Below are 13727 nucleotides of genomic sequence, written 5' to 3' on the forward strand. Positions count from 1 at the left end.
GGCGGGGCGGCATGAGCAGCACTCCCGCCGGCAGCCCGCCCGGGACTGGCCCGGCCACACCAGCGAAGCGTGAGACCTTTTCCACTCGCAGGCTCTTCATCCTCTCCGCCATCGGCTCAGCCGTGGGACTGGGGAACATCTGGCGATTTCCTTACATCGCCTATGACAACGGCGGGGGTGCCTTCCTCATTCCGTACCTCGTGGCATTGCTGACGGCAGGCATCCCGCTGCTCTTCCTCGACTACGCCGTGGGCCATAAGTTCCGCGGCTCCGCTCCGCTGGCCTACCGCAGGCTCCACCGCGTGGCCGAGCCGCTGGGATGGTGGCAGGTGCTGGTTTGCTTTGTCATCGCGGCCTATTACGCGGTGATCATCGCATGGTCCCTGATGTACACCATCTTTTCCTTCACCGAGGCATGGGGCGACGACGCCGAGGGCTACTTTTTTGGGAGCTTCCTCAGGGTAGCCGAGGCGCCGGGAATCGGTTTCAACTACGTGCCGTCCGTTTTCTTCCCCCTGCTGCTGGTCTGGATCGCCGTCATCATCATCATGGTGGCCGGGATCCGTAAGGGCATCTCACGCGCAAACTCCATCCTGCTCCCGCTGCTGGTGGTGATGTTTGTGCTGCTGGTGGTCCAGTCGTTGTTCCTCCCGGGTGCCGCGGAAGGGCTGAACGCGTTCTTCACCCCTGATTGGTCCGCCCTCGCCGATCCATCCGTCTGGGCTGCGGCCTACGGCCACATCTTCTTCTCGCTCTCAGTGGGCTACGGCATCATGGTTACCTACTCCTCCTACCTGAAGCGCAGGACTGACCTCACCGGCTCCGGCATGGTGGTTGCCTTCGCGAATTCGGGCTTCGAGATCCTGGCCGGCATCGGGGTGTTCGCCGCCCTGGGGTTCATGGCCCAGGCCGCAGGGGCAGGTGTCAACGACGTGGTGACCCAGGGCATCGGTTTGGCATTCGTCGCGTTCCCCACCATTGTTTCGCAGGCTCCGTTCGGCGCCGTGATGGGGGTGCTGTTCTTCGGGTCGCTGGTGTTCGCGGGAGTCACCTCGCTGATCTCGGTGCTGGAGGTTATCGTCGCGGCTGTGCAGGACAAGCTCGGCTGGGGGCGCATCAAGGCTTCCGTGGTGGTCAGCGGGCTGGTCGCGGCAGTGTCCCTGGCTCTGTTCCCCACGGCAACGGGCCTTTACCTCCTGGACACCTCCGACGCGTTCGTCAACAGTTTTGGCATCACGCTCGGCGCACTAGTGACCGTAGTGGTGCTGGCATGGTTCCTGCGCAAGCTGCCGCTGTTGTCAGCCCACCTCAACCAGATATCTACCATCAAGATGCGCCGGACATGGATGGTACTGGTGGCCGGTGTGGTGCCGCTGGCGTTGATCTACATGGTGTCCAACGAATTCATCAGCAAGATCTCCACCACCTATGAGGGCTATCCCGAATGGTTTGTGGGCCTGTTTGGCTGGGGCATGGCCGGCGGGCTGGTGGTCCTGGCGCTGGTCCTGACCTTCATTCCCTGGAGCCGAACGTCCAAAGCGCACCATGACCCGGAGTACCAGTCCATGATGGACGCGGAGGAAGAGGAGACGGCCCGATGACACCAATCGCGATCACCATGATGATCATCGCCGTCCTCACGGTGTGGGGCGGCCTGACGCTGGCCCTGCTCAACCTGAAGCGCCACCCGGAGGACGAGGGCGCGCTGCCTGAGGAGCACGCCCCGGAGCTGTAACCGCCGGTCCGGAAGTTACGTGCCGGAGACGGCAATGAGCTGGACGGACAGGAGGTCGCCACTGCTCCTGCCGGGCAGCGCCTTCACGGTGAAGACGAGTTCGCCATCAGGGGATACAGTCCGGTGGGCATCACTGATGCTGAAGTCGCTCAGCACCTCCCCGCCCTCCTGCTCCTGACGGACGCGCCCGCCCAACGGCAATCCGTTCAGACTCAGCTGATGGCCGCGGCTTGCGTCCGCACGGAAGCGGACCCGCAGCAGGCTGGCGCGGCCTTCCGGATCCTTAAGGACGTAGGAGAACCACCCGGTTGCGCTGCGCCAGTGGATGCCCTCGCCGCCCCCGGCACGGGTACCTTCACCACTGAGACCATGGTCCGCCTCCGGCTGTTGCTCCCCGGGAGTGACGCCATCCACCACCTCCCCCTGCACGACGGCGGCCCGGTCCAGCTTAAGCAGTTCCTCCCACCGCTCAGGGGGCTCACCAGAGGGCCAGTACACGGTGTACCGCTCGTCATGGATGGCGTGGAACGGTTCCAGGACAACTGTGCCGGGTTGCCCGTCGGCGTCGATTACTGACAGCTCCGCCGTTACTGTTGCCCTGTCGCGAAGCCGGATGGCTGCGGCGTTGGGGACCACGGGGGTTCCGGCAAGCGGCAGCAAGGGCCCCGAGGCCAGGTGTCCCATCCGTTCGTCCGCTGCCTCGAACCCCGGTACGCCTTCCGTTCCCGCCCGCGATGCCAGCACCACGGGCCCGTAAAGGAATGAGACCCACGGTGAACCGTCCGGCAGAGCTTCGGATCGAAAGCCGGGGGTGAGCCGGATCCGGAAGGTTGAATCACCCTGCCAGGTGCGGCTGATGCTGACGTGGCTGGCGCCCGCCGGTGCGGCCCCGCCGTCGACCTCAAATGCCGTTACCCATCCCGGACGCCTTAAGCTGATGGTGGCCTCGACGGGGGAGTGCGCTGTGACGTGCAGCGTTGCATCGTCGGAGTGTGGGAAGTCCGTTTCGAGCTTGACCTGCAGGCCCTTTTCCACCCAGTCGAGGGTTGAGGGGATATAGAGGTTGACGAGCAGTTCGTTTCCGCTGTGGCTGTAGATCAGTTCGCCGTAGCGGGCATGGTTTTCCAGCCCCGAACCGACGCAGCACCACATGGACTCCTGTGCCCGTGAATAGACGCGGTAATGCCGGGGGCGCATGGGGGTGAAGTACACAAAGCCGCCGCGGCGGGGGTGCTGGGAGGACAGGATGTGGTTGTAGGTTGCCCGTTCATAGAAGTCGACGGCGGCCGGGTCGCCCAAGTGTTCAAAGCGCAGCTTGGCCAGCTTCAGCATGTTGTAGGTGTTGCAGGTTTCAGGGCCTTGGGCGTCAAGGATCATCGGGGTGAAGTCGGCTGATGGATGGAAGTGTTCCCGCACGCTGTTTCCGCCGAGGGAAACGGAACGGCGCAGGACCACCGAGTCCCAGAAGCTGGAGCTGGGACGCTCGTATTTCAGGTGACCGGCGGCGGCCAACCTGGCATAGCCCACCACCTTGGGGATCTGGGTGTTGGCATGCAGCCCGTCCAATTGGTCCTGGCCGGCGGCAAGGGGCTCCAGGATGGCGCGGTGCGCGAACCGGTGGGCTTCCTGGAGGCAGTCGACTCGGCCAGTGATTCGGGCAAGGATCGCGAAGGCGTCGTTCATGCCACCGAATTCAGTATGCAGGAGCTCCTCAAAAGCCTCGGCGGAGATCTTGGCCGAGATGCCCAGCCACCAGTCGGCAAGGCCGGTGGCGATCGTCAGGGCTTGAGCTGATCCCGCGTACGAATAGGCGTCCAGCAATCCTGCGAGCGTTTTATGGAGGTTGTAGAGCGGGACCCACCTTCCGTTCAGGGTGAAGAGGTCCGCATCCACGATGCCGCCGGCCAGTTCGTTTCCCAGCGCCCGTCCGCCGGGTACGCCGCCCAAATAGCCGTCGCCACCGGCGTCCTGGCAGCTGCCAAGGACGCCGACGACGGCACGCACCTTGTCGAGCAGGCGCGGATCCCCGGTGGCCGCGAACAACTGCGCGCAGGCTGACAGGTAATGGCCGCCGATATGCCCACCCATTCCGTCCGATTCCCAGCTTCCGTAGGGTTCAGCACCGGCATCCAGGCCGGCCTCCGAAAGGTAGGGTGAGCAGAGCCTGTTTGTATCAAGTTCCAGGACGTACCGGATGGAGGTTTCCTGGGCGGTCCTGAAGGCACTGTCGAGGAGTCGGACCCGATCAAGAGGGAACGGCGACACCGGGCGCCCGGACTCGGGCCTGGAATTGGCGGTGGTGCTGGTCATCGCGTGTGCTTTCTTGCTGGCGGCGTTACTGCTTGGAAGAGAGTCCGACGGCGTCCGTGGTCACGTTACCGTGGGCATTGCGGAACAGGGCGCGCACCAGCAAGTCCGGGCCGCCGGGCATCCGGGAGGGAAGTTCGAGGGTGGAACGGTAGGTGCCCTCGTCCGTGCGTTTGGTGACCGGCTGGGTCCCGACCCCCTGCCAGCTCGTGCCGCCGTCGGAAGAGGTCTCCCAGGTAGCAACCGGACCCGGTGTTCCCGTGGCGGTGGCACTGAAGGTGGCATTTTTGCCGCCACCCGCCTTTACAGCTTTGGGCTGCTTTGCAATCACCGGCAGACTCACAGTCTGGTCGAATACAGGCCAGCCGCCAGCCCATTCGATCTTCTGCACGCCCAGAGTGGGGAAGTAGGGGATCTCCTCGTTGGAGCCGTCGTAGTAGTGGAACGCCAGGTAGTCGCCGAAGACCGACTGGCCGCCGGGCCCGGTGATGGCTCCATGCGAATCCAGCACCACAGAACCGCCGCCGCCGAACATGTCACGGCCCTCTTTGTCCAGGTAGGGGCCCTTTACCGAAGTAGAGCGGCCCACGGCTACTTTGTAGGTGGAGTCACCCCCGCGGCAGCAGGAATCGAACGAGACAAACAGGTAGTAGTAGCCATCATGGCGTGTGATGTAGGGGGCTTCGATGGGGTTGCCGGGCATAAAGCGGTCCGCAATGTTCACTGTCTTCGATTGCCAGTCCGCTACCGGCTTCCCGCTTGGCCACTCGATGGGTACCAGGAAGATGCCGTACCAGAAGGAGCCAATGGCCATGTAAGGCGTGCCGTCAGCGTCCTCGATGATGCCGGCATCGATGGCGTTGAACGTTTTATCCGGGTTGCCTGGGTCGAGTCCGGTCACCGGCGAGGAAACAACGAGGCCCTGGTCAACCCATTCATAATCCGGGTGGTTCGGATCCAGGGTGGTGTTGGTGGCCAGCGCCGTTACCGAGTTGCTGCCGCCGAACCGCGACGCCGAATAGTAGAGGTAATACGTGCCGTTGTGCTCAGTAATCTCAGGAGCCCAGAGATTGCCCGGCAGCTCGCCGTCGGAAAAGTGCTCATCGATCCAGGCGGGGATCCGGTCCCACACCTTTCCGCTGTATTCCCACGTGGTTCCCGCGTCATGTGATGCCCATATTTGTATGGTGCCGCCGTTTTCCCGGTCCACCAGCCCGGTGGAGTAGACGTACCAGGTGCCGTCCTCGGCGATGATCAGCGCTGGATCATGGATGGGGGACGTCTGGCCCACCACGGTCTTACCCCCGGGAAGGTCCGGCTGGACCTTCTCCTTGACGGGCCGTCCGGGCGCAGACTTTGCTGTCGGCCGAGCTTCTGACGCTGCTGCCGAGGTGCTGACTGGACTGGCCGTCGTCGGAACCGCTGCTGCGGTGAGGGCGATACCGAGAGCTGCAGCTAATCCTGCAGCGCGCAGCGCCCATGGACGTGACTTCATCATCACGTGGTCCTTCCGGGGAGTGGGAGCGGCGCTGGGCCGCAGGGTTCTGAAACGAAGACTTGCAACGTTGTAATGGAAATATGACATGCGACCCGGATCACGTCAAGCAGCCGTCCGTTGGATTGGAGACATTCATTTTCCAACCCTTGACGATTCGTCTGCCGCTGTGTGATGGTTTCTTACAACGTTGCAAAAGTCATCCCGCACTCATGGTCCGCTACCGCGGCCTGCGGGGTGCGGTACCGCTCAGCTCAGCCCATACACTTGTTTGCTCCACCCAAATCGGAAGGACTGCGTGATGATGAAGTCACGTCCCATGGCCGCAACCCTGGCGCTCTTTACCGCCGCCGGCCTTATGCTCGGCGGTTGCTCCGCCCCCACTGGTGCGGACGCCGGTGGCGAAAAGAAGCTCACGTTCATGTTCCGCGGAGGTGAAGACGAGAAGAAGGCCTATGAAAAGGCCGTGGAGCAGTTCGAAGCCGCCAATGGTGTGGACGTGGACATCATCGTTACCACCGCTGACCAGTACGCCACGAAGCTGAAGGCCGCGATTGCCGGCAAGCAGGTCCCCGATGTTTTCTACATCGGACCCGGCGACGTCCAAGCCTACGTGCAGAACGGAATCGTCAAGGACATCACCGAATACGTGGAAGGCTCCGACACCATCGACCTGGAGAACATCTGGGAGTACGGCGTGAACAGCTACCGCTACGACGGAAAGAGGGTGGGCGAAGGGGCCATCTACGCCCTGCCCAAGGACGTGGGCCCGTTCTCCTTCGGCTACAACAAAACGATGCTGGAGAAGGCCGGAATTCCGCTGCCGGACAAGGACAAGCCGTACACCTTCGACGAGTTCGTGGCGGCCGCTAAGAAGCTGACGGCGGACACCAACGGCGACGGCACCCTGGACCAGTGGGGCACCGGCCTGAACGTCCAGTGGAACCTGCAGCCGTTTGTCTGGTCCAACGGCGGGGACTGGCTCAACGAGGACCGCACCAAGGTTACGGTGGACACCCCGGAGTTTGCTGAATCCCTGCAGTGGTTCGCGGACCTGCAGAACGTCCATGGTGTGACGCCTTCGGTGGCTGAAGCCCAGACCCTGGACACCTACCAGCGCTGGATGAAGGGCGAAATCGGGTTCTTCCCCATCGCCCCCTGGGATCTCTCCACTTACCAGAAGCTGGGCTTTGAATGGGACGTCATTCCTTACCCGGCCGGAGACACCGGCAAGACGGCCAGTTGGATCGGTACCCTCGGCGTCGCTGTTTCCGAAAGCACGAAGTACCCCGAAGAAGCTGTAAAGCTGGTTGAATACCTCACCGCCAACAAGGAAGCCCAGCAGAGCCTGGTGGACGCCGGGATCCAGATCCCCAACCTGAAGGATATGGCCGAGACCTGGGCCGCGGACACCACTACCAAGCCGGCCAACAAGGCCGAGTTCCTCGAGGTCGTGAAGGACTACGGCCGTGCGCTTCCAGGCGGCAATACCTTCAACGCTGAGTGGTACGACGAACTCTTCACCAACATCCAGCCTGTTTTGGATGGCAAGCAGACGGCGGCGGACTACCTGAAGGAAGCACAACCCAGGATGCAGGAATTCCTGGACTCCGCCAACCAGCAATCCGGCAACTAGGGCTGGGATCACCGGTATGACAACCATTACGCGCCCCCGCCGCTCGCGGCTTCACCGGAAGGAACACCAGGCCGCCCTCGCGTTTGTTGCCATACCGGTGATCGGGTTCCTCCTCTTTACTCTCTTCCCGCTCCTTTTCTCGGTCTACGCTTCTTTCACGAACTGGAACGGCATTTCAGCGCCGGTCTTCAAGGGCCTGGACAATTACAGCAAGATGTTCGGCGACCGCTACTTCCTGCAGTCGCTCTGGAACACGCTGTACATGATGATCGGCATTCCGATCGGCCTGGTCATCTCCCTGGGCCTGGCACTGGCCATGAACCGTAAAATGCGCGGAACCACGTTCTTCCGCACCGTCTACTACCTGCCTGTGATCTCCTCGATCGCCGCCGTCGCCATCCTCTGGCAGTGGGCCTTCAACGGTGACTTCGGCCTCATCAACCAGGGCCTTGCCCTGGTCGGAATCGACGGCCCCAACTGGCTGCAGGACACCGCGACGGTCAAGCCCGCGCTCATCATCATGGCCATCTGGAAGGGCCTCGGATATTCCATGCTTCTTTACCTGGCCGCCCTCCAGTCGGTGCCCCGCTACCTTTATGAGGCGGCCGCCCTGGACGGCGCCACCGCCTGGCAGCAGTTCCGGCACATCACCATTCCCATGGTCCGGCCGGTCACGTTCTTCCTCATCGTCACCAGCATCATCGGAGGATCGCAGATCTTCGTCGAAATCAACATCATGACTCCCACCGGCGGACCTGAGTTCCAGTCGGCGTCCATCGTTTGGTACATCTGGCAAAAAGCGTTCGACAACCTCCAGATGGGCTACGCCTCCGCCATGTCCGTGGTCCTCGGACTACTGGTCTTCGCCATCACCTTCATTCAGTTCCGGCTCAACCGCCGCAACCAGTTCTCCATCGATTGAGGCAGGCAGCCATGTCCGCACAGAATGTCATCACCACCCCTCCGCTGGAGCCCAGTCACGGAATTCCGGGCGGCACCAGGGCCCCGAGCCCCTCCGCTTCACGTCGCACCGGTGGCGGGTCGCGGTCCGCCAAGGACGCGCTCCGCTTGGGCAACATCCTCACCACCCTGATCCTCAGCGTCGGTGCCGTGGTGATGATCGCCCCGCTCGCCTGGACCTTTTCCACCTCGCTTAAGACCAAGGACGGCGTCTTTGAGCTTCCGCCGCAGTGGATCCCGGATCCGTTCGTGTGGGAGAACTACGCCCGCATCTGGACTTCCGGCCCGCTCCTTACCGGCATTCAGAACAGCCTGATCGTTGCCTGCTCGGTGACCATCGTCGGCTCGCTGACCTCCGCGCTCGCGGCCTTTGCCTTCGCCAAGATGCGGATGCCCTTCAAGAACGTCCTGTTCCTGGGGCTCCTGTCCGGGCTCATGATCCCGTTCCCCACCCTGATGATTCCGCAGTTCACCATCTTCGCCAGCATCGGCTGGGTGGATACGCTGTTGCCGCTGATCGTGCCGGGACTCTTCGGCAACATCATCATGATCTTCTTCCTGCGCCAGTTCCTGAACAGCATTCCGGACTCCATCGTGGAAGCGGCACGAATCGACGGGGCCTCCTATCTGCAGATTTTCTGGACGCTCATCCTGCCGGCCATCCGCCCGGCACTTGCCGCCCAGTTCATCCTCTGGTTCATGGCGATGTGGAACGATTACCTTGCCCCGATCATCTACCTCAACTCACCGGGCACCCAGACGCTGCAGTTGGTTATTGCCAACTTCAACGCCCAGTACGCCATCCAGACGGACTACCCGCTGATCATGGCCGCATCCTTCGTGGCGCTCCTGCCGGTTCTGATCGTCTTCGTGGTGTTCCAGCGTCAGATCATCGAATCCATCGCGCTCTCCGGATCCAAGGGCTGAACCGTGGCTCTCGACATCAACGTTTCCAGGGAGCTCCTCCCTCTCCCTGCGGGGGCCGGCCTTGAGCCTTCCTCCTGGGGCGCGCGCCATGCCCACGATCCCACGGTGGTGCGGGACGATGACGGCACGTACTACATGTTCTCCACTGATGCCGTCGCCAATACCGAAGATATACCGGCAGGAGTACATATCAGGACCTCTGCGGACCTCGTGGAGTGGACGTACATCGGAACAGCGTTTGACGGCGTGCCGGAAGCGGTTGCCCAGTGGTCCGGGGCCCGTGGACTGTGGGCGCCTGAAGTAGTCCGCTGGCCCGGCGGCGCGTGGCATATGTACTACTCCGCTTCAACGTTCGGGTCCAACACGTCAGCCATCGGACTGGCTGTTGCATCGTCGCTGGCTGGCCCCTGGGAGGACCGCGGGCTGGTGGTGGCGACCCGGGCAGGTGAACATTCCCAGAACGCCATAGATGCTGCGGTGACGTTAGATGCCGACGGAGCACCCTGGTTTACCTACGGCTCCTTTTTCTCGGGAATCTACACGCTGCCATTGAACCTGGACACGGGCCTGCCCTTGGTGAAAGGAGATTTGGGGACAGTTATCGCCCGCCGTCCCAAGTCGGTGGAAGGGGCTGTGGAAGGCGCCTTCGTCCTGTACCGGCCGGAGGAGCACCGCTACGTCCTCTTTTGCTCCTACGACTCTCTCTTCAATACTTACAACATGCGTGTGGGCGTCGCAGACTCCATCGCGGGGCCCTACCGCGACTTCCGTGGCACGGACATGACGGATATGGACGCACCTCCCGCGGCTGTGGGAACCAAGGTGTTGGGCAGCTACCAGTTCAACGGCGGCACCGGCTGGCTGGCCCCCGGCCACAATTCAATCCTCACCCAGGTGGGTCCGGACGGCATGGAGTATTTCGGAGTCCACCACGTCCGCTTCGCCGCGGATCCGAGCCAGCACGTGGTCCAGCTCCGGCGGGTCTTCTTTAACGCGTCCGGCTGGCCGGTGGTCTCGCCCCAGCCGTTTGCGGGAGTGCAACGGGAAATGCTCCCCGCACCTGTTCCGGTGGCAGGAATCTGGCAGGTTCTCCGTTTCGCGCCAGAGTCCGCAGAGCTTGTCATGGCTGTGGCCATGGAACTCGAAAGCACCACTGGTGACTGCGCTGTTTCTTCCGGCACTCCAGCCCAAATCCGACTTTGTACCGTCACCCCCGGGCCAGACGGTGCCGTCGAACTTGATGCCGTGGTTTTCGGTTCCTGGGACTGGGCCGGGGGCCGGACTGCGCTGTCCTTCAGCGGCGTCGACCAGCACGGTGTCGCCTGGAGTGGAACCAGGGAGGCCGCGCTGTGAATGATGCTCCACTGGGTTGGGCCGGACGTTTGATGGACTGGCTCCGCTTCGCAACCCGGCTGGTCCTGGTCAACGTTTTGTCTATCATCGGAATCCTGGCCGGGCTGGTGGTCCTCGGGGTGTTCCCCGCGGCCGTCGCCGCCACTTCAGTCCTGGGCAGGCTGCGCAGTGGAACAGCCGGGGACACTTTAATCCGGGACTTCATCACGGCGTACCGCTTCCAGTTTTGGCACGCCAACCGGGTGGGAAGTCTCTTCTGGATCGCCGGCGTCGTGCTTTGCCTGGACTTCCTGGCCCTGCTCGGGCCGGCCGGGCCTGCCATTCCAGCGGCCGCGCACGCTGTCCTGCTGACGCTTTCGACGCTTGCCGCACTGGGAACCTTGGCTGCCGCTGCAACCGCTGTTGCCCTGTGCAGCCGCTATCGGGACAAGGCGGCGAGAACGTGGCGGACGGCATTTATGCTGCCGCTCGTATCGCCGGTGATGAGCCTGTCCCTGCTTGTCACGCTGGCAGCCGCAGCCGTGGTCTTTTCCGGGTTGGCGGTGCTGGTGCCCCTTGTGGGCGCGTCCGTTCCCCTGCTGCTCTCCGGCTGGCTGGTGGGGAAACGGCTCGCAGGGCTGGAACCCGCCGGCACGTCCCCCGCCTAGACCCCCCTGACTATCCGCTCCCTCCAACTTTTTCATCTTCTACAACGTTATACAGAACAGGAACAAACCAATGATCATTACCTCAACCACTGCAGACCAGACGGAACTGGCCGTTGTGGCGCCCACAGTCATAACCATCGACAGGGGCGCCGTTGTGGCACCTGTCAGCTGCCGCATCTTCGGCTCCTTCGTGGAGCACCTGGGCCGTTGCGTCTATGACGGCATCTACGAGCCCGACCACCCCACCGCCAACGAGGACGGCTTCCGGCTGGACGTCATCGAATTGGTCAAGGAGCTGGGCTCCAGCACCATCCGCTATCCCGGCGGCAACTTTGTCTCCGGCTACCGCTGGGAGGACGGCGTTGGCCCGCGCGACCAGCGACCGGTCCGGCGTGACCTCGCCTGGCACTCGCTCGAGTCCAACCAGGTGGGCCTGGACGAGTTCGCCCGCTGGTGCGAGCTCACCGGCTCGGAACTGATGATGGCCGTGAACCTGGGCACCCGCGGAATCGAGGCGGCCCTCGACCTTCTGGAGTACACCAATCACCCCTCCGGGACCGCCCTCAGCGAGCAGCGCATCGCTAACGGCGCGAAGGATCCCTATAACATCCGCATGTGGTGCCTGGGCAACGAGATGGACGGTCCCTGGCAGATTGGGCATATGTCCGCGGAGGATTACGGAAAGCTCGCGGCCCGCACCGCCTCCGCCATGAAGACCGCCGACAAGAACCTGGAACTCGTCGTCTGTGGCTCGTCCGGATCCTCCATGCCCACATTCGGTGAGTGGGAGCGCGTAGTCCTGGAGCAGAGCTATAACTACGTGGACTACATCTCCTGCCACGCCTACTACCAGGAGCGCAACGGCGACCTCGGCTCCTACCTGGCGTCCTCGCTGGACATGCAGTACTTCATCGAGACCGTGGTGGCCACCGCTGACCACGTCAAGCACAAGCTCAAGAGCAAGAAGACCATCCAGCTCTCCTTTGACGAGTGGAACATCTGGTACCTGGACGAGCACCAGGCCTCCGACGAGGTCAACGAGGACTGGAGCCACGCGCCGCGCCAGCTGGAGGACACCTACTCCGTGGCCGACGCCGTAGTGTTCGGCAACCTCCTGATGACGCTCCTGAAGAACCACGACCGGGTTGCGGCCGCATCCCTCGCCCAGCTGGTGAACGTGATCGCGCCCATCATGACCGAACCCGGCGGCGATACCTGGCGCCAGACAACGTTCTTCCCGTTCTCGGTCACGTCACGCCTCGCGAAGGGTGAGGTGCTCCGGCCCCGGGTCGAGGCCGGAACGTACACGACGGCGGTCTACGGCCAGGCGCCGCTGATCGATGCCGTGGCTACCGCCGACGCGACCACGGGGGAGTCCGCACTCTTCCTGGTCAACCGCAGCCTGACCGAGTCGATTGACGTGACCATCAATGTCTCCGAACTCAACGCGAAAATGATCACCGAGGCCGTGACGCTGCACGATGAGGACGTGTATGCGAAGAACACGCTTCAGGACCAGAACCGGGTTGGCCTGAAGCAGCTGGACGGCGCCGTCCTGGACGAGGGGACGCTCACCGTGACGCTTCCGCCGGTCTCCTGGTCCGCCGTCGCGCTCGGCTGACGTGACCCAGCCAGACAGGCCCGCTGCCAGCCGCCCTGCTGTCCGATGGACAGCGGCGCGGCTGGCAGCGGTGGTGGCCGTCGTGGTCCTGGTGCTGACTGGCTGCGGTGCAACGCCGCCTGAGCCGGAGGCGGGCATAACAGGCGAACTCTCCGGTGACTTCTTCACCCACGATCCCGCGCTGGTCAAGGGGGAGGGCGGGGCGCCCTGGTTTATCTACTCCACCGGGAACGGGCAGGTGGCCGACGGCAACATCCAGGTGCGGCGCTCAGACGACGGCGTGAATTGGGAGTACGCCGGTGAGGTGTGGCAGGAAAAGCCCGGCTGGCTCAAGGAAGCGGTGCCTGGCGTGGACAACCTCTGGGCGCCGGAACTGTACGAGCATGACGGGACCTGGTACCTGTACTACTCGGCGTCGACGTTCGGGAAGAACCTCTCGGTGATCGCACTGGCCACGAGCACCACACTCGACCCAGCCGACCCGGACTACGGGTGGGTGGACCAGGGGCAGGTGATCTCATCCGAGGGGCGAAGGTTCAACGCCATCGATCCCGGCATTGCCGAGGATGAAAACGGCACGCCCTGGATGTCCTTTGGCTCCTTCTGGACGGGACTGCAGCTATTGGAGCTCGAGTGGCCGACAGGCCTGCGCGCCGGGACGGAAGAGCCACTAACGATCGCGGACCGGAAGGCGCCGCCGAACGCGATCGAGGCCCCGTACATCCTCCCGCACGACGGCAAGTTTTACCTGTTCTTCTCCCGAGACTTCTGCTGTGAGGGATTGGAAAGCACCTACAATATTGCTGTCGGCAGGGCGGACAGCATCGCCGGACCCTACCTCGACGCAGAAGGCAAGCGGCTGCTCGACGGCGGCGGCACACCACTTCTGGCGTCTGACGACGGGCGCGTGGGGCCGGGCGGGCAGTCCGTTTCCGGCAATACACTCGCCTTCCACTACTACGCGGAGGAACTCGACGGCGCCTTTCGCCTTGGGCTTGCTGACCTGGAGTGGGAGGACGGCTGGCCTAAGGCGCGATGGGAGTAGA

The 13727-nt window shown here is 63.2% G+C and carries 11 protein-coding genes; 9 read left to right on the plus strand and 2 right to left on the minus strand.

The window, feature by feature from the left end:
- Window positions 1-11 precede the first annotated feature (11 nt).
- Together M1E07_RS20525 and M1E07_RS20530 are read left to right on the plus strand one after the other, a co-directional pair.
- Entirely contained in the window at window positions 12-1601 is a 1590-nt protein-coding gene (locus tag M1E07_RS20525; RefSeq protein ID WP_461188433.1) for a sodium-dependent transporter, read from the plus strand.
- Window positions 1598-1735 (plus strand): methionine/alanine import family NSS transporter small subunit, encoded by a 138-nt coding sequence (locus tag M1E07_RS20530; protein WP_461188434.1) that lies wholly within the window; start codon window positions 1598-1600, stop codon window positions 1733-1735. Before M1E07_RS20525 ends, M1E07_RS20530 begins: the two co-directional genes overlap by 4 nt.
- A gap of 15 nt (window positions 1736-1750) precedes the next feature.
- On the opposite strand, the gene M1E07_RS20535 is transcribed toward M1E07_RS20530, so the two are convergent.
- Complete coding sequence (locus M1E07_RS20535; RefSeq protein WP_461188435.1) at window positions 1751-4045, minus strand: beta-L-arabinofuranosidase domain-containing protein; 2295 nt, start codon at window positions 4043-4045, stop codon at window positions 1751-1753.
- A gap of 25 nt (window positions 4046-4070) precedes the next feature.
- Window positions 4071-5540, minus strand: a complete 1470-nt coding sequence (locus M1E07_RS20540) for an arabinan endo-1,5-alpha-L-arabinosidase (RefSeq protein WP_461188436.1) — start codon at window positions 5538-5540, stop codon at window positions 4071-4073.
- 298 nt (window positions 5541-5838) lie between these two features.
- Between M1E07_RS20540 and M1E07_RS20545 the strand changes: the two genes are divergently transcribed.
- The 7 genes from M1E07_RS20545 to M1E07_RS20575 all read left to right on the plus strand — a co-directional run bounded on the left by M1E07_RS20545 (window position 5839) and on the right by M1E07_RS20575 (window position 13726).
- Window positions 5839-7173 carry an ABC transporter substrate-binding protein gene (locus M1E07_RS20545; protein WP_461188437.1) on the plus strand — a complete coding sequence of 445 codons (1335 nt, stop codon included), beginning with the start codon at window positions 5839-5841 and terminating at the stop codon, window positions 7171-7173.
- Between the two features lie 16 nt (window positions 7174-7189).
- Window positions 7190-8095, plus strand: coding sequence for a carbohydrate ABC transporter permease (locus tag M1E07_RS20550; protein WP_461188438.1), 906 nt, complete (start codon window positions 7190-7192; stop codon window positions 8093-8095).
- A gap of 11 nt (window positions 8096-8106) precedes the next feature.
- A complete protein-coding gene (locus tag M1E07_RS20555) occupies window positions 8107-9060 on the plus strand; it encodes a carbohydrate ABC transporter permease (protein ID WP_461188439.1) in 954 nt (317 codons plus the stop codon).
- Between the two features lie 3 nt (window positions 9061-9063).
- Window positions 9064-10413: an arabinan endo-1,5-alpha-L-arabinosidase gene (locus M1E07_RS20560; protein ID WP_461188440.1), complete on the plus strand. Its 1350-nt coding sequence runs from the start codon at window positions 9064-9066 to the stop codon at window positions 10411-10413.
- On the plus strand, window positions 10410-11060 hold the full coding sequence (locus M1E07_RS20565; protein ID WP_461188441.1) for a YesL family protein: 651 nt from the start codon (window positions 10410-10412) through the stop codon (window positions 11058-11060). Before M1E07_RS20560 ends, M1E07_RS20565 begins: the two co-directional genes overlap by 4 nt.
- A 70-nt stretch (window positions 11061-11130) precedes the next feature.
- Window positions 11131-12681, plus strand: a complete 1551-nt coding sequence (gene arfA, locus M1E07_RS20570; RefSeq protein WP_461188442.1) for an arabinosylfuranosidase ArfA — start codon at window positions 11131-11133, stop codon at window positions 12679-12681.
- A 1-nt stretch (window position 12682) separates the two neighbouring features.
- A complete protein-coding gene (locus M1E07_RS20575) occupies window positions 12683-13726 on the plus strand; it encodes an arabinan endo-1,5-alpha-L-arabinosidase (protein ID WP_461188443.1) in 1044 nt (347 codons plus the stop codon).
- Window position 13727 lies beyond the last annotated feature (1 nt).

The organism is Arthrobacter sp. Z4-13 (genome assembly GCF_054792705.1).

What these genes read in the sequence shown, in the direction of transcription:
- M1E07_RS20525 (WP_461188433.1), top strand. Translation starts at nt 12, where the DNA reads ATGAGCAGCACTCCCGCCGGCAGCCCGCCCGGGACTGGCCCGGCCACA.
- M1E07_RS20530 (WP_461188434.1), top strand. Translation starts at nt 1,598, where the DNA reads ATGACACCAATCGCGATCACCATGATGATCATCGCCGTCCTCACGGTG.
- M1E07_RS20535 (WP_461188435.1), bottom strand. Translation starts at nt 4,045, where the DNA reads ATGACCAGCACCACCGCCAATTCCAGGCCCGAGTCCGGGCGCCCGGTG.
- M1E07_RS20540 (WP_461188436.1), bottom strand. Translation starts at nt 5,540, where the DNA reads ATGATGAAGTCACGTCCATGGGCGCTGCGCGCTGCAGGATTAGCTGCA.
- M1E07_RS20545 (WP_461188437.1), top strand. Translation starts at nt 5,839, where the DNA reads ATGATGAAGTCACGTCCCATGGCCGCAACCCTGGCGCTCTTTACCGCC.
- M1E07_RS20550 (WP_461188438.1), top strand. Translation starts at nt 7,190, where the DNA reads ATGACAACCATTACGCGCCCCCGCCGCTCGCGGCTTCACCGGAAGGAA.
- M1E07_RS20555 (WP_461188439.1), top strand. Translation starts at nt 8,107, where the DNA reads ATGTCCGCACAGAATGTCATCACCACCCCTCCGCTGGAGCCCAGTCAC.
- arfA (WP_461188442.1), top strand. Translation starts at nt 11,131, where the DNA reads ATGATCATTACCTCAACCACTGCAGACCAGACGGAACTGGCCGTTGTG.